19 protein-coding genes are annotated in these 17,528 nt (G+C 42.2%); 8 read left to right on the top strand and 11 right to left on the bottom strand.

Annotation, left to right across the window (positions count from 1 at the left end):
* Window positions 1-142: 142 nt before the first annotated feature.
* The 11 genes from QZ574_RS06265 to QZ574_RS06215 all read right to left on the bottom strand — a co-directional run bounded on the left by QZ574_RS06265 (window position 143) and on the right by QZ574_RS06215 (window position 9,369).
* Window positions 143-319: a hypothetical protein gene (locus QZ574_RS06265; RefSeq protein ID WP_297087919.1), complete on the bottom strand. Its 177-nt coding sequence runs from the start codon at window positions 317-319 to the stop codon at window positions 143-145.
* Window positions 309-539, bottom strand: a complete 231-nt coding sequence (locus QZ574_RS06260; protein ID WP_297087917.1) for a hypothetical protein — start codon at window positions 537-539, stop codon at window positions 309-311. The genes QZ574_RS06265 and QZ574_RS06260 overlap by 11 nt, the downstream gene beginning before the upstream one ends.
* A gap of 319 nt (window positions 540-858) precedes the next feature.
* The gene (locus tag QZ574_RS06255) at window positions 859-1,113 is read right to left on the bottom strand and encodes a HEPN domain-containing protein (RefSeq protein ID WP_297087923.1); all 255 of its coding nucleotides are present in this window, start codon (window positions 1,111-1,113) and stop codon (window positions 859-861) included.
* Between the two features lie 3 nt (window positions 1,114-1,116).
* Entirely contained in the window at window positions 1,117-1,245 is a 129-nt protein-coding gene (locus tag QZ574_RS06250; RefSeq protein ID WP_297087915.1) for a hypothetical protein, read from the bottom strand.
* A complete protein-coding gene (locus QZ574_RS06245) occupies window positions 1,238-1,561 on the bottom strand; it encodes a nucleotidyltransferase domain-containing protein (RefSeq protein WP_297087913.1) in 324 nt (107 codons plus the stop codon). Before QZ574_RS06245 ends, QZ574_RS06250 begins: the two co-directional genes overlap by 8 nt.
* Before the next feature lie 478 nt (window positions 1,562-2,039).
* Window positions 2,040-3,164: a Wzz/FepE/Etk N-terminal domain-containing protein gene (locus QZ574_RS06240; RefSeq protein ID WP_297087911.1), complete on the bottom strand. Its 1,125-nt coding sequence runs from the start codon at window positions 3,162-3,164 to the stop codon at window positions 2,040-2,042.
* A gap of 43 nt (window positions 3,165-3,207) precedes the next feature.
* Window positions 3,208-5,538 carry an SLBB domain-containing protein gene (locus tag QZ574_RS06235; RefSeq protein WP_297087909.1) on the bottom strand — a complete coding sequence of 777 codons (2,331 nt, stop codon included), beginning with the start codon at window positions 5,536-5,538 and terminating at the stop codon, window positions 3,208-3,210.
* A 73-nt stretch (window positions 5,539-5,611) separates the two neighbouring features.
* Window positions 5,612-6,139, bottom strand: coding sequence for an ArsR family transcriptional regulator (locus QZ574_RS06230; protein ID WP_297087907.1), 528 nt, complete (start codon window positions 6,137-6,139; stop codon window positions 5,612-5,614).
* A gap of 492 nt (window positions 6,140-6,631) precedes the next feature.
* Entirely contained in the window at window positions 6,632-7,435 is an 804-nt protein-coding gene (locus tag QZ574_RS06225; RefSeq protein ID WP_297087905.1) for a hypothetical protein, read from the bottom strand.
* A gap of 277 nt (window positions 7,436-7,712) precedes the next feature.
* Window positions 7,713-8,240, bottom strand: coding sequence for a UpxY family transcription antiterminator (locus QZ574_RS06220; RefSeq protein ID WP_297087903.1), 528 nt, complete (start codon window positions 8,238-8,240; stop codon window positions 7,713-7,715).
* 418 nt (window positions 8,241-8,658) lie between these two features.
* A complete protein-coding gene (locus QZ574_RS06215) occupies window positions 8,659-9,369 on the bottom strand; it encodes a phosphatase PAP2 family protein (RefSeq protein ID WP_297087901.1) in 711 nt (236 codons plus the stop codon).
* A 504-nt stretch (window positions 9,370-9,873) separates the two neighbouring features.
* Here QZ574_RS06215 and QZ574_RS06210 point away from each other — a divergent pair.
* From QZ574_RS06210 to QZ574_RS06175, 8 genes are all read left to right on the top strand, one after another.
* Window positions 9,874-11,994, top strand: a complete 2,121-nt coding sequence (locus QZ574_RS06210) for a M3 family metallopeptidase (protein ID WP_297087899.1) — start codon at window positions 9,874-9,876, stop codon at window positions 11,992-11,994.
* A 178-nt stretch (window positions 11,995-12,172) separates the two neighbouring features.
* A complete protein-coding gene (locus tag QZ574_RS06205; protein ID WP_297087897.1) occupies window positions 12,173-12,718 on the top strand; it encodes a sigma-70 family RNA polymerase sigma factor in 546 nt (181 codons plus the stop codon).
* A complete protein-coding gene (locus QZ574_RS06200; RefSeq protein WP_297087895.1) occupies window positions 12,672-13,241 on the top strand; it encodes a hypothetical protein in 570 nt (189 codons plus the stop codon). Before QZ574_RS06205 ends, QZ574_RS06200 begins: the two co-directional genes overlap by 47 nt.
* A gap of 109 nt (window positions 13,242-13,350) precedes the next feature.
* Window positions 13,351-13,851: a DUF4252 domain-containing protein gene (locus QZ574_RS06195; RefSeq protein WP_297087893.1), complete on the top strand. Its 501-nt coding sequence runs from the start codon at window positions 13,351-13,353 to the stop codon at window positions 13,849-13,851.
* Between the two features lie 610 nt (window positions 13,852-14,461).
* Window positions 14,462-14,689: a 4Fe-4S binding protein gene (locus tag QZ574_RS06190; protein ID WP_297087891.1), complete on the top strand. Its 228-nt coding sequence runs from the start codon at window positions 14,462-14,464 to the stop codon at window positions 14,687-14,689.
* Window positions 14,690-14,731: 42 nt separating this feature from the next.
* The gene (locus QZ574_RS06185) at window positions 14,732-15,853 is read left to right on the top strand and encodes a 3-methyl-2-oxobutanoate dehydrogenase subunit VorB (RefSeq protein WP_297087889.1); all 1,122 of its coding nucleotides are present in this window, start codon (window positions 14,732-14,734) and stop codon (window positions 15,851-15,853) included.
* 13 nt (window positions 15,854-15,866) lie between these two features.
* The gene (locus QZ574_RS06180; protein WP_297087887.1) at window positions 15,867-16,652 is read left to right on the top strand and encodes a thiamine pyrophosphate-dependent enzyme; all 786 of its coding nucleotides are present in this window, start codon (window positions 15,867-15,869) and stop codon (window positions 16,650-16,652) included.
* A gap of 12 nt (window positions 16,653-16,664) precedes the next feature.
* Window positions 16,665-17,216, top strand: coding sequence for a 2-oxoacid:acceptor oxidoreductase family protein (locus QZ574_RS06175; protein ID WP_297087885.1), 552 nt, complete (start codon window positions 16,665-16,667; stop codon window positions 17,214-17,216).
* Window positions 17,217-17,528 lie beyond the last annotated feature (312 nt).

The raw sequence follows: 17,528 nt of genomic DNA, 5'->3' as shown, positions 1-17,528 counted from the left end.
GCACGAATCGTCCTCCTTTTTTAAAGGAGGTGGCGGTTGTTAAACCGACGGAGGATTAGGTGCTGATAGCTGCATTATCTCCGTTCGCGCCGCTTTGTAATCGGTGTGTCATTCTGCACTATTTTTCAGCCTGAGGCACACATTACAAATGTGCGCCAGCGGCGTTGGGATGTCCTTTTAATTTTTTTATACCGTGAATTTCCTTCAGAGAAGTGGCAGATTCAAAAACAGAGATACTTTCCAGGATCATTTTTGCCAGTCTTTTATCTCTTGTTTTTTGCAGATCATTTTCAAATCCTTGCAGAAATTTAATCTTCATTTTTGTAAGGCGCCTGGTCTTCGTTTAAGATTGTCTGTAACTGTTCAATAATATTCTCTTTGTCAACAGTTGAAGTGTTTAAATTTTCAATCATTCTATTCAGTAATTGTTCATCCTGAAATTGATCCAGCGTTTTAAACTTTGCTCCTAAACGTTCTGCTAATTCAACAAAAAATTTTAGTTCTGCTTTATCCTTTGTTTGTATAATAATGGAATCCATTGCTTAATCTTTTTTGTAAAGATACGTTTTTTTGATCCTTATGGTTCATTTTACAGTCTGAACAAGCTCTTATAGCAACTCCAGGAATTTTCCTTATTTTCTGAGATTCTCCCGCTCGCCGCTGGCGCGGATTTGCAATCCTTGCCTTCTTTAGCCAAAACAAAAGGTTTTATGAATTACATATATAGGTTTTTGGCTGCTTATTGCAATCCAGTTGTTTTTTCAGCCTTTCAGCCTGAGGCACACATTACAAATGTGCGCCAGCGGCGCTAACTCCAGTTTGTTTTTGGTCGTATGGTTTCGAGAACCGGGTTTTGTATTACTTAATAAAATCGTTAATACCTTTAAATAGCTTTTCGGCAACAGTAAAATAATGTTCCACTTCTTTTCTTTCGGGTTGTGCGTATCTTGGCCCGGGATACCTATCGGTTTCGTAATAGTCGCTAATGGCTAAAATATCGTCTTTGTCGAAATGGCTAAGATCTGTTTTTTCTTCTGCAAAATTAAACAAGACCATTAATTCATGTGTTCTGGGTATGGCAATGCCCAGGTAGGCATATACGGCTTTTAAAATTTTTTATTTTGCTTGTTGTATTTCAATGGCAATGCTATCGGTATAGTGGTGCTCGCATATCAGAAGCTTGGCTGTTTCCAGATTCTTCCTGGCAAATCGTAGCCATTCTAATGCATAGGTTGTGTTAGGCATAAATTACTTTACCTTTTGTGTAAATTTCCTTATAAAAAAGATCGCCCATGGCAATGCGTTTTTTTATCCTTGTTTCACTGTCAACAATCAGATCGAACGGGAAGTTGAATACCTTTAGTTTTTCCCAAAGTGCTTTTTTTAATTGAAGCCTGTATTTTCGAACTTCATTTTCTTTAAGGTCTTTAATAACCAGGAGATCGATATCGCTATCGGAAGTTGGTGTACCATAGGCATATGAGCCAAAAAGGATAACTTTTTCAGGTGATGTTTTTTTTAGTTCTTCAACAATAATAGGTATGTAAGTATTATAATCCATTAAAATCAAATATAAGCAATTTTGGTGATTAATCTTTTACCCCGCTGGCGCCGATTTGTAATCGGTGTGTCATTCTGCACTATTTTTCAGCCTTTGGGCTAAGGTAGGGATTACAAATCCGCACCAACGGAGTAAATTGATAAACTGTTAAATTGTTAAACTGCTAAATTGCTTGTTTGTTTTTTATCCACGAATTACACGAATTATTGTATAGGTTCCGGATAGCACGAATCGTCCTCCTTTTTTAAAGGAGGTGGCGGTTGTTAAACCGACGGAGGATTAGGTGCTGATAGCTGCATTACCTTCGCTCGTGCCGCTTTGTAATCGGTGTGTCATTCTGCACTATTTTTCAGTCTTTGGGCTAAGGTACGGATTACAAATCCGCACCAGCTGTTGTCAGCAATATTTTTCAGCTTTTTGGTAAGGCGAAGTGAAGCAATCTTGTTTTTTTACTGTTTCTTTTTTACTCATGTGGCCATCAGGCTTGCTCTTCGTTCCATTTTTCCTTAATGGTACCTAAAAACGCTTTGCCAAATACCCAGGCAATGGCAACTACTGCTCCCATGAAGGTCCATATTACGAGGGTCATCAGGCCGCTGCCATTGTCTTCAAGCGGTACGGTAACTGGTTTAAGTATGGAAAAAACAGGGGTGTCTTCTTTTACTTTTATTCGGGCTTGTTCCAGTTGCTGCGCCAGCTCGGAGTACACATTAAAGGCCAGCTGGTAATCGCTTTGCAGTCGCTCTTCCTGGGTACGTGCGCGGGCCGAGCTTACATTTTTGTTCCTGTCGCGAAATTCTGCCAATGCTGCCTGTGCGGCTTCAAACTCCTGTTTGTTGTCGGTATAGCGCTCTTCAATAAATTCAAGCTGGGCACTGGCTTTCTCAATTTTAAGGGTGGTAATGTACTGTTGCAGCAACTGTTGTGCTTTTTGTGCCACCTGTGCGGCCAGGCGCGGATCAAAGGAATTCACGCGTAGTGTAATATAACCTTCCTTGTCGTTGGTTTCCAGCGCCACATTCGCGGATAACATTTTTCGGATTTTTTCCTGCTCACGGCTTAGGGCAATGGGGGCATTGGCATCCTTAACAGTGGCTGTGTCTGTTGTGGGAGGATCACTTTTTTTTAAAGCTCCCAACACTGCAAAAGGCAGTCCGATGGTGTATTTTTTTACCGTAGCCAGAAAACCGGGTTTATGGTATTCGGTAAAATAGCTGTAAATGGAAAGGGGCTGTTTGTGCCCTTGAAAGCTGAAAGGCGTGTTCATCAATTCCAATTGAAAAGGCACACTTTGTACAATTTGCGGGTACACATAGGGCGATAGTTCGGTAGTGCCTTTCCCTACATCGAGGTTAAAACCCGCCATCGCTGCCAGCGAAGAAAGATTGCCCAGTTTGGAGGACCCGTCGCTCACCTGTGGCACCATGGTACTGGAGGCGGTATATTCTTTTGGCGTGAGCAAAGCTACCGCAATGCCAATACAAAAGAATATGCCTACTGTTATTAGAATAAACCGGCGTTTGTTCCACAAGGTTTTGGCCAGTGCAATCAGGTCAATCTCATCGTCGGCAACAGTAGTATTGTTTTTTAGCTCGTCGGTCATTTTTTTTGTTTTTATTCAAGGATAAAAAGAATTGTTAGTTTAATTACCTGAAAGCAGCAGCTATTGCAATTGCTAGGGAAGAAAATGCACTTGCAATAGCAAGCCATGTGCTTACATTCTGAGAAGTATCTTTTTCTTCTCTTTTAGGTACAATGATTTCACTTCCCGGCTTTATTTCAGGATAATTTTTGAAAATAAAACTTTTTGTTGATGCCGTATAACCATTAGGATATTGTACGTATGTTTTTCTTCTAATCGCTCGTTTACTAAATCCGCCAGTCTTATCTATATAGAATCTTAGTTTTTGTCCTTCTTCATACGTTACGGAGAATGGACTTTGAATTGCCCCGGATATCTTTACTGTTTGCATAAACTCCGGTATTGAAAGGATATCGCCATTACGTAACAGCAGGTCGTTTTCTCCGCCGGGTTGTTTTAAAATGGTTCGCAGGTCGATGGCGATATTCTCCGTACCCAGTTCGGGGGTGGTGCGACGCAGTGTGGCACCGTCCAGAAAAGCCTGTGGTGTAATTCCTTTAGCCAGTGCCACCAGGTCGGAAATACGCTGGTTTTTGTTGCGCAGGGCGTAGTTGCCCGCATAAACCACTTCGCCGGTAATGGTGGCCGATGCCTGTTCGCGGTAGCCCGGTGCTCGTTTTACCGAAATGCGGTCGTAGGGTTCGAGGTAAAAAGGCTGGTCACCATCGATTTTTAGTCCGCGGGAGTGTTTTATATTAAAAATATGTACCAGCGAGTCGCTGATTTGTGAGGCTTCGCTGTAGGATAAGCGACGGGAAATTTCGATAAAAGAACTATCCGCAGCTTCGGTATATCCACCGGCCATAAACAATACATCGCTTAAGGTGGTGTTTTCCGACCAGGGAAGTTGTCCCGGGGTCATTACTTCGCCGCTGATGCTAATGCTGGCTTGTTCACCAATGGAAAAATGCGATTTAATGGTAACAATATCTTCCTGCTGAAGGGGAATATTTAGGCTTCCGTTGGCCAGCTGGTCTACGGCAAAAGGTAGAGTCAGGGTGGTGAGATCGGGATTGAAACGCGTGATTAATCCCCTGTTTTTATACACGTCGGGAGAGAGGCCATCGGCTTTATTTACCAGGTCGGCTAAAGTCATTCCGGGTACCCATTCGTATTCTCCCGGACGATAAACGGCACCGGAAATACTCACGCGATTTTCAAAAGATTCCAGAATCCGGGTGTTGGAAATTACATCGCCATTTACCAGTGGCGTAGTGCCAATCCGGTTAAAAGTAACATCCACAATTTGCTGTCCCTGCTGTGTTTTTCTATGGATTTGCATTTGCTGCAGGTAAGCATTTTCGGTAAAGCCACCGGCAAAACGCACCAGCACATCCAGCATCTCGTTTTCTTTCATTTCAAAAATACCGGTTCTCCGAAATTCGCCTTCTACTTCAACGCGCTTTTCCGCCGGAGGAATAAACAGGATGTCGTTATCTTTTAGGCTAATATTATCCGAAGGATCGGCATCCACCAAAAACTTATAAATGTCGATGGTTTTTAAGGTTTTATTATCGCGTATTACTTTTATATTTCGAAAAGATCCGATGTTGTTGGGGCCACCCGACAGGTAAAGGGCATTAAAAACACTGGCGGTAACGGGCAGGGTATAGGTTCCGGGAGTAGTTACCTCGCCCACCAGATTTACCTGAATAGAACGTAATTGCCCCATGTTTACCTGGGCAAAGGTTCCGGGATTGTTGCCCCCCATGTCGGAATAAATTTCAGTTAAACGTTGTTTAATGCGGCTATTGGCGGTTTCAAACGACATGCCTGCAATGTATAAAGGCCCAACATCCGGTATTAAAATCTGTCCATTTTGATTTACTGTCAGCTGGTAATTATTTTGCGAATTTCCCCAAATATTAATCAGCAGCTGATCGCCAATGCCAATTTCGTAGGTCTTTGGCGTTTGTATCGCTGTGGAGGGTTCAAAAGTCAGGTTCTTACTGTTGAACAAATACGAACCAAATATTCTTCCGCGGGAGTCGAAACCGGCCTGACGGGTAGATTTCTCCACATCCTGCTGGTCCTCCACCATTTCGTTGGCTTCTTCCACCGGGTCGCTGATAATTTGTTCGGCGCCGGAGGTATTACCGTCGTTTATCCGGTTCTCGAAATCGCGAATTTGTTGTTCAGTAGCACCTTTTTGCCGGGCTATTTCGGCGGCCTGGTCTACGGATAAACCGGCATCCTGCATGGCTTGCTGTGCTTTTTTGATATCCGACTGCGGTAAGGTTTTTACGTCTACATTTTGAACATCCTGTGCGTGCGTACCCATTGCCAGTATTGCAAGGGTAAGTGCCAGTGTGCTTATTCTTATCAGGCCTTTCATCTGTTTTTGTTTTTTATTTTGAATCCGGTTGTAGGTGAATAAAATCTAATTTTGCGTGCATTAAATTTAATGCTTATATATTTTTCCAAAGCAATAATGCCGGGCTATTTTTCAGGTACTCATCACGTTCCTGCTCCTGAATACAAAGAAATCGTATCCTCCGGTGAATCAGTTTTTCTGCTTTTGAGGTTAGTGCGGCCACATAACTGCTGTCAATTGAATCGCCAACCAGTAAAAGGTCGATTACAGAAGAATCTTTTCCTTTGGCCAGATCTCCGGTTACATAGGCTTTTTGAAGGTTGCCAATGTTTGAGGTTACTTTCTCTATAATTTTATCAAGACCCACTGTTTTTTTTAAAATGCTGTTGATTTCCTGGTAGAGGGGGTGTTCGTCGTTGGCCTGAAAATATTTTTTATTTCCCCTGAAAGAGGAACTTAATAGATTGGCAGCTTCCAGACGATTTAATTCTACCCGAATGGCATTGGATGATTCTCCAAACTCGTTCTCGAGGTTTCGGAGGTAACTGGTTGTTTCCTTGTTTAAAAAAAACTTTAGCAAAAGCTTAAGCCGCGTTTTATTCGTAATTAACGTTTCTAACATTAAGGTTGTTAATAAATTGAATGGATAAAAGCGTGCTATAAAAAGTGGGTCAGCACCTGAGGCCGGGCACTGCTTCGCCTCCTCAGTTACATCAAAGAGTGTGAGTAGAATTAAGAATTAGACATTGAGTAACAAAAGTACTCAATATTTTATTTCTAACGTAAATATTTTGTTAAGCTTATTTTAAATAATTATATCATAAAAGTAGGAAACTGGTGCGCTGAGCTATTTAATGTCGTAGTTTTTTATTCTCCAGTTAATGGTTAAAACCTCTGAAATGTATTTTGAGCAGGCTCTGCAATTTTATTGCAACTACTTTCCGTTTCTATAACTTTTAAATGGACTAATGATTAATAGTATAGAGATATGAGTATGGAGAAAAAGATGAAGCTTTGGCTAATCTCACTACGCTGCACTCATTACTCATGTCTTCGTTATTTTCTTTTGAATTTCATTCAATTTTAAATCGATGTACTTCCAGTGCATCGTGGTTTATTTCCCCGAAAAGGGTAGTACCGGTTTGTTGTATTGGCCACGCCGGCTTTTGTGTTTACCAATTTCGTTGGATTGATAAAAAAAGCCGATTTTGAATGCCGTGTACAGGCCCCTGAGGTCGGCAAAGCTTCCGTCGGAGTTGTAATTGTGCACCACATCAAGAAAATCGTAATTGGAATAGTTGAAACTTACAGTGGTGTTCATAAAAAAGTGATTGGAGAATTTTGTTTTTACACCTAATGCAACAAAATATACGGCTTCAAAAAGTTCGTATTTTTTGTAATTGCCTTTGTTTTTTCCAAAAATCAATTCGTCATCCGGGGCATCAATATATTTAAAACCAGCAGTGTAGGCCTGATAGCCAATACCTGTCCGTACAAAAGGTTCCAGGCGGTAACCGGGGCTGTAGGCTTCAAAAGTTCTGAAATAGTAGCTCACAAATAGCTGCTGGCCAAAGAGCTGGTTATTATATTCTACCGGTTCGGCAATGGGGTCTTTCATAGCGCCATGGATACCCTCGGCCGAAAATTGGGGATTATCGGTATCGCCTTTTAAGAGGGTAAGGTTTACATCGGTACCAATTTCAAAATGATTGCCCAATAGTTTCGAGAGTTCGAGACTGACAGCAGGAGCAAATTTATGGTTGAATTCGTTGGGGACGGTTTTAAATCCGGGAGTAAGCTCGGTACTTACTTTGGCCATACCGGCACTCGCGCCAAGTATTAACCCGGCATTGGGATGTTGTGCGCAGGCTTGTGCTACTATAAATAAAAGGCTAAATAGAAAGATGAGGTTTTTCACGAGTTAAACTTTTTTCGGGATGTAAAAATGCCAATAATATTTGATTTGCAAAACGCGCAGGCTTTTTTTCCGGTTTTGATACTATTTATTTTGCAGTTTCTGCTTAAAACCTCCGAATTGTATTCGGAGCAGGCTCTGCAATTTTATTGCAGCTACTTTTCGTTTCTTTAAACTTGTCGCTTTTTTCAGAACAATACCCAAAAGCCAAACAACCCAACAATTTTTCAATTTAACAAATCGTCAGTTTAACAATTCCTCAATACTCCTAAGTTTCGTCTTATTTTTTGAGTTCCGGAACTGCACTTAAATAGTGCGCCGGAATTTCTACAAGGAAAGAGGTCTCAATTTGTTCCAGTCGCAGGGCAAATTTATTTTTACCGCGCATCTCCACCAGCTCTCCTTTTAGTCCAACCATAGGCCCTTTAATAACCTCCACACGTTTGCCGGGTTCGAAATTTTCCATGGTTATCGCTACTTCAAAATCAAACTGGTGCAGCATGGTTTGCAGCGCTTCAATTTCCTGCTCGCTAATAATGGCGGCTTTACGTTCAAATCTTAAGTATTGAACAACGTTGCTTAACTGCAGTACCTGGTCGTATTCTTTTCGGGAAATATTTACAAAACAATACCCCGGGATTAATGGCATCTCCACCCACTTTTTGCGGTCTTTCCATTGCCGGAGTTGTTTTTGCATGGGCAGGAAACATTCGATCTTGCAGTCGTGAAGTTCACGCAGGACTTTTTTTTCTGCACGCGATCGGGTGTATACCACATGCCATTGCTTATGTGCTTGCTTATCAGTCATTAGTTGCTATCTGTAAAGTTTACAAAATTAAAAAATATGATGAAGAAAAAGAATGGACTTCTGTCAGGTTTATTTAGCGCAATGTTTTTAGAAATAAGGGGGTGGGTTTTTTGATGGAGGGATTGGGGGCGAGGGGGCGAATGGGCGAGAGGGCGATGGGGAGAGAGGGCGATGGGGTGAGAGGACGAATGGGGCGAGGGGGTGAGAGGACGAATGGGGCGATGGCCGAGTGAGGAATTGGGAGTTTATGAAGGATTGAAGAGGAGATGGGGAGATGGGGTGAGTTGAGGATTGGGAATTGGAAGAGGATGAGTTAATGGGGGATTGAGGGGGGGAGAGGGCGAGGGGGAGATGTGGCGAGTGGGAGAGAGGGTGAACGGGCGATTCTGAATGGTTGAATGGGGGGCGTGATTGATATTTAGAAGTGGTAAACGAGGGAGAGGCCTTTTTGCTGTCCTAGCTGAAAGGGGAAAATATCGAAATTGCGGAGGTGTTCGCGGTCCCATTTATACTGATGGGTAAGGTAGATAAATTCGGTGGTAAGCATACCCAATCCTGCTCCAACCAGCACATCTGACGCCCAGTGACTGCCTTTGGCCACACGCATTACACCTACAGTAGTGGCGCAGGCATAAGCACCCACGCTGTACCAGGTGCTTCGTTCGCCGTACTCGCGGTGCATCCACTGTGCCGCAGCAAAAGCAATGGAGGTATGTCCGGATGGCATGGAGCCGGCATCGCCTCCCGGCCGTTCTACTGCAGTCAGGTTTTTTAGTCCTTTTGTTACCACGCTGGTAAGCACCATCGTTTTTAGCAGTAGTGCGGTTTGGTTGCCCAGGTTATTTTTTCCTTTTACACCAAAAGCATTCAGGGCATACACGGCAGCCACCGGTCCGAGGCGCAAATAATCATCGAGGCTTCCCTGGTAGTTAAAATGTTCTGATCGCCAATCGTTTAACCGGTATTTTGCATCGGAAAAATGGAGCAAGGTTCCTGTTGCAATAAGAGCAGAGGGAACAATAAAAGGCTTCAGTCCTCTTTGTTTATCGGCGTACCGAAAATTTATCTGGTGGTTAGAATCGTTGTGAAAAGTGAGGTGTGAATCCGCAGCTCCTGCTAACAGTGGCACGGATTTACTTCGCTGAATATTGCCGGCCTGACATAACTGGCTGAGAAGCAGCAGGCATGCGAAAAGAATAATATGGTAAAAAGAATGACGTTTCTGCACAGCGCAAAAATAGGAAAATGCAAGAGATGGGAAAATTTTAACTGCTTCTGTCAGCCATTCAAAAGCAAACAAAACTTGAAATCTGTCATTTATGGTTGTAGTTAAATGTATTATCTTGCGCAACAATTTGAAAATTCAATAATTATTGAAAACAGGAAACGAGCATGCGAAAGTCTTTACACACAGGCCACTAATTAAAATCATGCGAGTTCGCATATCGCAATGCTTATGGAGCATATTACACATAGAAAACAACTAATTTTAATGAGATGAAAGGTGCATGGCTTAAGGAACGCAAAAGGACATAAATAAATTATCCTGCGCGTTCCACGGGCATCGACCATTAACTAGTAAGCCGAGATTTTATATGTTTGAAATACGAAATATTAACTAAATTATATTCAAGTGAAAAAACTGCTATTTTTTGTTTTTATTGCAGGGTTGGCTTTTGCAGCATTTGCAACCCAAAAAAAAGAAAGTTCAGAAACTATGGAAAATCCGTTTTTTAAAGAATGGAGTACTCCTTTTGGTGTACCGCCTTTCGATGAGATTACAGACGATCATTTCAGACCGGCCATTGCCGAGGGAATGCGTTTGCACAAAGAGGAGATTGATGCGATTGTAAACAACACCGAAGCACCAACATTTGAAAATACCCTGTTGGCTTTGGATAAATCAGGTGCTTTTCTGAATCGTGTTTATAATGTATTCAGTAATTTAAGCAGTGCACACACCAACGACAGCATTCAGGCTATTGAAAAGGATATTGAGCCATTGCTATCGGCGCATTACGACGACATTAACCTGAATGAAGGTCTGTTTAAACGCGTAAAAGAGGTGTACGAGCAACGCGAAAATCTGGATTTAAATACAGAGCAGGCGCGTTTGTTAGAGAAAAAATACAAAACATTTGTACGTGGTGGAGCTGAACTTCCGGCCGATAAAAAAGCCCGTATGCGTGAAATTAATAATGAGCTGGCCACGCTCTCAGTACAGTTTGGCGAACACGTGCTAAAAGATAACAATGCCTTTAAATTGGTTATTGAAGATGAGGCTCAACTGGAAGGTCTTCCGGCTGCTGCCATTTCGGCGGCCGCAGCAACAGCCAAAGCAGAAGGACAGGAAGGAAAATGGATTTTTACGATTAGTCGACCAAGTTTGTACCCCTTTCTTACGTACTCGCCAAACCGCGCTTACCGCGAAAAGCTTTACAAAGGTTACATTATGAAAGGCGATAACGAAAATGAATTCGACAATAATAAAATTGTTGCCCGCACCGTTGAGTTACGCAGCGAGCGCGCCAAGCTTTTTGGTTACAACAATCACGCAGAATATATTTTAGCTGAAAACATGGCTAAAAACCCGGCGAATGTTTACGATATTCTTACCAAAGTGTGGGAAAAAGCCCTGCCAGTAGCTAAAAACGAAGTGGCCGATATGCAGGCTATTGCCGATAAAGAAGGAGCAGGTATAAAAATACAAGGCTGGGACTGGTGGTACTACGCAGAGAAAGTGCGCCAGGAAAAATATGCCCTGAGTGAAGAAGATGTAAAACCTTATTTTGAGGTGGATAATGTGCAGCAGGGGATTTTTGCGCTGGCCAATAAACTTTGGGGCATTAGCTTCACCGAACGCACCGATTTGCCTAAATACCATCCGGATGGAAAAGTTTTTGAAGTAAAAGAAGCTGATGGAAGTACCATTGGTATTTTTTACACCGATTATTTTGCCCGCCCAAGTAAACGCGGTGGCGCATGGATGAGCTCGTTCCGCAAACAACAAGTTATTGAGGGCGAAAATGTAATTCCTGTAATTACCAACGTTTGCAACTTTCCGGCACCAACCGACGACATACCTTCGCTGTTGAGCCTTGACCAGGTGTTAACCATGTTTCATGAGTTTGGGCACGGTTTACATGGTTTGCTTTCCAATTGCGAATCGAGAACCTTGTCGGGAACTTCTGTAGCACGCGACTTTGTGGAGCTGCCTTCGCAGATTATGGAAAACTGGGCGTTTGAACCGGAAATGCTGGCCTTATATGCCAAACATTACCAAACAGGCGAAGTAATTCCGAATGACCTGGTGGAAAAAATAAATAACGCAGCGCATTTTAACCAGGGCTTTGCTACGGTTGAGTTTTTGGCTGCCGGACTGCTGGATATGGATTACCATACCCTTGAAAGCGTGGAGCCAAACATGGATGTGCGCGCTTTTGAAAAGACGTCGATGGACAAATACGGTTTGATTCCGGAAATTGCACCACGTTACCGCAGTACCTATTTTCAGCATATTTTTGCCGGTGGTTACTCATCAGGGTATTACGCCTATTTGTGGGCCGAAGTGTTGGATAAAGATGCTTTTGATGCCTTTAAAGAAAACGGATTGTTCGACCAAAAAACAGCAGCTGCTTTCCGTAAATACGTGTTGTCGGCTGGCGGCTCGGACGACCCGATGACCTTGTATATGAATTTCCGTGGCAAAGAACCGGGAATTGAACCTTTATTAAAAGGACGGGGTTTGCTGTAAAACTGAAGCAATTGAACAGATTATAAGGGAAGGTCGCCAATGGCGGCCTTTTTTGCTATCAGAACTTTCCTAATGAAAACAAAATCCAAAAAAAAATACCACAGCATGTAATGCTTTTATTCCTGCTACGTCTTAATTTTGAAAACAAGCAAAAAACGGAAACAAAACAAAAGAGCACATGGTTGCCAAAGATTTTAAAACAAAGGTATTGCCGGTAAGTAAAAAGTTGTTGCGTTTTGCCACGCACTTTTTACACGACGAAGATCAGGCACGCGATGTGGTTCAGGATGTGTTTCTGAAGCTTTGGCAACGAAAGGAAACACTCGACGAAGTGGAGAATATTGAAGCTTTTGCCATGCGGATGACCCGAAATCGGTGTCTGGATGTGATTAGGGCCAATAAAACAGTACCGATTGATGCTGAAACCGACAGGAAGTTAAAAGAAAAGACCATAGACGTTCATTCAAAAGTTGAGTTAAGCGAAACAGCAACACAAATAAAAAAGCTGGTTGAACAACTGCCGGGGCTGCAACAAACGGTAATGCAAATGCGCGATCTGGAACAACTGTCGTACGACGAAATTGCCGAAGCTACTGGGCTTAAGATTAATGCGATTAGGGTAAACCTGTCGCGGGCACGAAAAAAAGTGCGCGACGAATTTTTAAAGATTAATGAAAATGATGGAAACACAAGAAATACTACAATTACTGCAACGCTACTTTAACGGCGAAAGCACCACAGCTGAAGAGCAACAATTAAATGCTTACTTCAGCTCGGGTGAGGTGGCCGAAGAATTGGCAGTCTATGCCGAATTTTTTGGTGGAATTTCGGAGCTGGCAGCCGCACAGAACGATCCGGATATTGAAGAGGAGGTAATGGATTATATTCTTGAAAACGAACACCGCGATAAAACAAAATACCGCAACATGTGGAAAATGGTTACAGGCATTGCCGCATCGGTAATCATTGTGCTGGGTGGTTTTCTGTTTTATCAGGAGCAGCAAAAACCTTTCGACGATACCTTTAGCGACCCGGAAGAAGCCTATGCCTACGCAACTAAAACGCTACACTTTGTTGGTAGCAAATATAACCAGGGGCTTGTACATCTGTCAGAATTTGAAAAACTAAAGAAAGGAAGCAAACCGGTAAAAAAAGCCACTGAGCCCATTGTGGAGTTTTACGAAGGAATTAGAAATGTTGAAGGGCCTGAAAAGGTACAAACCTTACAGGAAACCGACAGTTTGTAAAAAAGAAAAGAGATAGAAATAAAATAGAGAAAAAGCCGGCAGGCAGTTGGCGCGCAATCTGCCGCTGTGCCGCAGAAAAGAAAGTGTAAACAATTAAAAAACGAATATCATGAAAAAGTTATTATTTATTCTTGCAGTTGTATTGCCCATGGCAGTATTTGCACAAAAAAGCCCGGTTGACAAATTGTTTGAAAAGTATGCCAACCAGAAAGGATTTACCACCGTTAACATTTCGGGAAAATTGCTCGGATTTGCCAGTCAGCTTGAAACAGGCGATAAAGATACCCAGGAATTATTATCGGGACTTAACGGAATTCGCATCTTGTCGGTAGAAGACGATGAGCTGAATAAAGAACTCGACTTTTACGAGGAATTAAACAAAGAAGGTTTCTTTAAAAACAACGATTTTGAGGTGCTAATGGAAGTAACCGAAGCCGACGAGGTGGTTCGCTTTTTAGCCAAGGATGCCGGCAACGGCAAAATTTCAGACCTTTTGCTGGTAGTTGGCGGCGACGATAATGCCTTAATCAGTATCAGCGGCATAATCGATCCGCAGAACATTGGCAAAATCACCAAAGCCGTAAATATCGATGTAGGTGATATTGAATAATTACTGCAGAAAGTAACCGATCCAAGTCTATTGATAAGGGCCCGGCAATATGTCGGGTCTTTTTTGCAATTGTACATGAACGTTCCTTTTATAAAAGGCCTCCACTCTTATTGTTCTTTTTTTGCTTGTCAAAAGTCCGTCAGTCGGGCTCATTAATCCACATTGAAAAAACGACAAGTTTTATTTCATGATTCTTTGCTTGTTTTCTCACCAAAGGAGAAAGGATGTCCTGCCCGGACAGGGCAAGAGTTACATTTTATCACCAACTTACAATTTAGCAGCTATACCTTACTCGCCGGTTTTCCGGCAATACCATCCAACTTCAAAATTTAAAAGAGTACGCTTGTCTTACCCAACGCAACACAGCTATTGTTAAAAAATCTCCCGGCAGAAAGCAACAATAGTTGCACACATTTTATGTTGTATAAAATAGTTTTGTCCACTGAGTAAGAACTCAAAAAAAATTACTGTGATTAAATTCGAATCTGAAAGTAAAAATCCCATAAAAATTAAAAACTCAAACTACGGTTGGTAAAAGTCTAAGAACCTGATTTTTATAGGTTTTTTACGTCGTTCAGAATATTAATTTTGTTACAAAATATTTATAAAAATGGCAAAAGTAAAAGGAGCAGTTGTTGTTGATAAGGAAGGCTGCAAAGGTTGCAGCCTGTGTGTTGGCGCTTGTCCACACGATGTGTTGGAGTTGCATAAAGAGGTGAATAGCAAGGGATACCATTATTCGTATATGAAAGATCCGGATGCTTGTATTGGGTGCGCCAATTGCGGCGTTGTTTGTCCTGATACGTGCATTACTATTTATCGCGTTAAAGCAAGCTAGCTAAGGGGAATCAATCAACAATCGACAAATAAAAAATCAGATATGGGAGAATTAAGATTAATGAAAGGAAACGAGGTGTTGGCCGAGGCTGCCATTCGCTGTGGCTGCGATGGTTATTTTGGCTATCCCATAACTCCTCAATCAGAAGTGATGGAAACGCTTATGGCCCGCCAACCCTGGAACGAAACCGGGATGGTGGTATTGCAAGCCGAGAGCGAAGTTGCTTCGATAAACATGGTATATGGTGCAGCAGCAACCGGAAAAAAAGTTATGACCTCTTCGTCGAGCCCTGGTATTAGCCTTATGGCCGAAGGAATATCGTACATTGCCGGTGCCGAGTTGCCTTGTTTGCTGGTAAACGTGCAGCGCGGCGGCCCCGGTTTGGGAACGATTCAGCCCTCGCAGGCCGATTATTTTCAAACGGTAAAAGGAGGTGGGCACGGCGACTATAAAATGATTGTACTGGCGCCTTCTTCAGTGCAGGAAATGAACGACTTTGTTGACCTGGGGTTTGAACTGGCTTTTAAATACCGTAATCCGGCCATGATTTTAACCGATGGTGCCATTGGCCAAATGATGGAGAAAGTAGAGCTGGCCGACCAAAAACCGCGTTGGACAAAGGAAGAAATTGCCGAAAAATATAGCGACTGGGCAACTACCGGTAAACCTGGCAGCCGCAAGAAAAATATTGTTACCTCGCTGGAAATGGACTCTGATAAAATGGAAGACAATAACAAACGTTTCCAGGAGAAGTACCGCCAGATGGAAGAAGAAGAGGTGCGTTACGAAGCCATTCAGTGTGATGATGCTGACTTTATTATTGTTGCCTTCGGAACCTCGTCGCGCGTGTGTCAGAAAGCTGTTGAACAGGCACGGGCAAAAGGCTTAAAAGTAGGTTTGTTGCGTCCGATAACCTTATTCCCTTTTCCTAAAAAAGCCATTAAAGAACTGGCCCGAAAAGCCAAAGGATTTTTATCGGTAGAAATGAGTGCCGGACAAATGGTGGAGGATATTAAACTGGCAGTTTACGAAGCCGGAAGCAATGCCCGTGTTGATCATTTTGGCCGCATGGGAGGAATTATTCCAACACCGGATGAGGTAGTTGAAGCTTTGGAAAACAAGTTTTCGTGGGAGTTAAGTTATGGTGTTAAACGCAGTTACTAAACGGGAGGAAATTATGGATATTAAAGAAATTATAAAGCCTGAAAATCTGGTTTATCAAAAATCAGATGTATTGAATGATGATATTATGCACTACTGCCCGGGATGTTCGCATGGCGTAGTACATAAAATCCTGGCTGAGTTAATCGAGGAAATGGGCATACAAGACCGTACCGTTGGTGTTGCGCCGGTTGGTTGTGCTGTGTTTGCGTACAATTATATCGACGTGGATTGGCAGGAAGCGGCGCATGGTCGTGCACCGGCAGTAGCAACCGGTATTGTTCGTTTAAATCCCGATAATTTTGTATTTACCTACCAGGGCGATGGCGATTTGGCATCGATTGGTACGGCAGAGATTATGCACGCCTGTAACCGTGGCGAAAATATGTTGGTGGTTTTTATAAATAACGGAATTTACGGAATGACAGGTGGACAGATGGCCCCAACTACGCTTGAGGGTATGGTAACTTCTACCACTCCCGGTGGGCGTAATGTCGATTTGAATGGCTATCCGATGAGAATAACCAACCTGATTGCGCAGTTACCGGGTACTTCTTATGTAACCCGCCAGGCGGTTCATACCGCTCCGGCAGCACGTAAATGTAAACGATCGCTCAAAAAAGCCATCCAAAACGTGTTGGATAAAAAAGGAACTTCTTTTGTTGAAGTGGTTTCTACCTGTAACTCAGGATGGAAAATGACGCCCGTGGAATCGAATAAATGGATGGAAGAAAATATGCTGCCATACTACCCGTTGGGCGACTTAAAAGACAGTGTAAAAGGTGAACATTCGGAAAATTAAAAAATTGAAGCTATGACAGAAGAAATGATAATTGCCGGATTTGGTGGACAAGGTGTGCTCTCGATGGGGAAAATTTTGGCCTACTCAGGTATTATGGAAGACAAAGAGGTAACCTGGTTTCCATCATACGGACCTGAAATGCGTGGGGGCACTGCCAATGTAACTGTAATTGTAAGCGATACCCGGATTAGTTCGCCTATTTTACAACAATTTGATACTGCTATTATTCTCAACCAGCAAAGTATGGATAAATTTGAGCAGGCGGTAAAACCTGGCGGTACATTATTGTATGATCCCAATGGAGTAATTCATCCGCCAACACGTACCGATATTAATATTTTTAAGGTTGAGGCGACAAAAACAGCAGTTGAAATGGGGAACCCAAAGGTTTTTAATATGATTGTATTTGGTAGCTACCTTAAAGTGCGACCCATTCTTTCGTTAGATAACGTTGAAAAAGGCTTGGAAAAATCGCTTCCAGAACGTTACCATAAATTAATTCCGCTAAACCTGGAGGCCATTAAAAAAGGTCAGGAGATTGTGGAAGATGTTCAGCTGGTGTAATTAATAAAATATAAGATTGGAAAAGCTCTTTGCCTTTATTGGCAAGGAGCTTTTTTTATACCTGCAGATTGGTAATCTCCCAAAATCTTAATCTTTAGCAGATAAAAACTTTTATAAAACAAGTGTTGGAATGGATAAATTAACAAAAATTAACTAAATGTGTTTTTGTGTAGTTTAAATCTATTGTTCGCACTTAAAATGGGGTTTGTGAAGGGTTTTTGAGTATTGTTGAATTAAAATGTTTATTTAAAAACCTATAAAAGTTAAACAAAGATTGAACTATTGTTTAACTGTGTGGTTTAAAGATTAAAC

The sequence above is a fragment of the uncultured Draconibacterium sp. genome, assembly GCF_913063105.1.
Taxonomy (GTDB): Bacteria; Bacteroidota; Bacteroidia; order Bacteroidales; family Prolixibacteraceae; genus Draconibacterium.
Note: the sequence above shows the minus strand (reverse complement) of the source record. Positions and strands in the feature narration are given on the sequence as shown.

Bases quoted from the DNA above. Each gene is read 5' to 3' on its own strand.
- QZ574_RS06250 (WP_297087915.1), bottom strand. From the start codon at position 1,245: ATGCCTAACACAACCTATGCATTAGAATGGCTACGATTTGCCAGGAAG.
- QZ574_RS06240 (WP_297087911.1), bottom strand. From the start codon at position 3,164: ATGACCGACGAGCTAAAAAACAATACTACTGTTGCCGACGATGAGATT.
- QZ574_RS06260 (WP_297087917.1), bottom strand. From the start codon at position 539: ATGGATTCCATTATTATACAAACAAAGGATAAAGCAGAACTAAAATTT.
- QZ574_RS06245 (WP_297087913.1), bottom strand. From the start codon at position 1,561: ATGGATTATAATACTTACATACCTATTATTGTTGAAGAACTAAAAAAA.
- QZ574_RS06235 (WP_297087909.1), bottom strand. From the start codon at position 5,538: ATGAAAGGCCTGATAAGAATAAGCACACTGGCACTTACCCTTGCAATA.
- QZ574_RS06220 (WP_297087903.1), bottom strand. From the start codon at position 8,240: ATGACTGATAAGCAAGCACATAAGCAATGGCATGTGGTATACACCCGA.
- QZ574_RS06190 (WP_297087891.1), top strand. From the start codon at position 14,462: ATGGCAAAAGTAAAAGGAGCAGTTGTTGTTGATAAGGAAGGCTGCAAA.
- QZ574_RS06175 (WP_297087885.1), top strand. From the start codon at position 16,665: ATGACAGAAGAAATGATAATTGCCGGATTTGGTGGACAAGGTGTGCTC.
- QZ574_RS06195 (WP_297087893.1), top strand. From the start codon at position 13,351: ATGAAAAAGTTATTATTTATTCTTGCAGTTGTATTGCCCATGGCAGTA.
- QZ574_RS06265 (WP_297087919.1), bottom strand. From the start codon at position 319: ATGAAGATTAAATTTCTGCAAGGATTTGAAAATGATCTGCAAAAAACA.
- QZ574_RS06200 (WP_297087895.1), top strand. From the start codon at position 12,672: ATGATGGAAACACAAGAAATACTACAATTACTGCAACGCTACTTTAAC.
- QZ574_RS06205 (WP_297087897.1), top strand. From the start codon at position 12,173: ATGGTTGCCAAAGATTTTAAAACAAAGGTATTGCCGGTAAGTAAAAAG.
- QZ574_RS06180 (WP_297087887.1), top strand. From the start codon at position 15,867: ATGGATATTAAAGAAATTATAAAGCCTGAAAATCTGGTTTATCAAAAA.
- QZ574_RS06185 (WP_297087889.1), top strand. From the start codon at position 14,732: ATGGGAGAATTAAGATTAATGAAAGGAAACGAGGTGTTGGCCGAGGCT.
- QZ574_RS06230 (WP_297087907.1), bottom strand. From the start codon at position 6,139: ATGTTAGAAACGTTAATTACGAATAAAACGCGGCTTAAGCTTTTGCTA.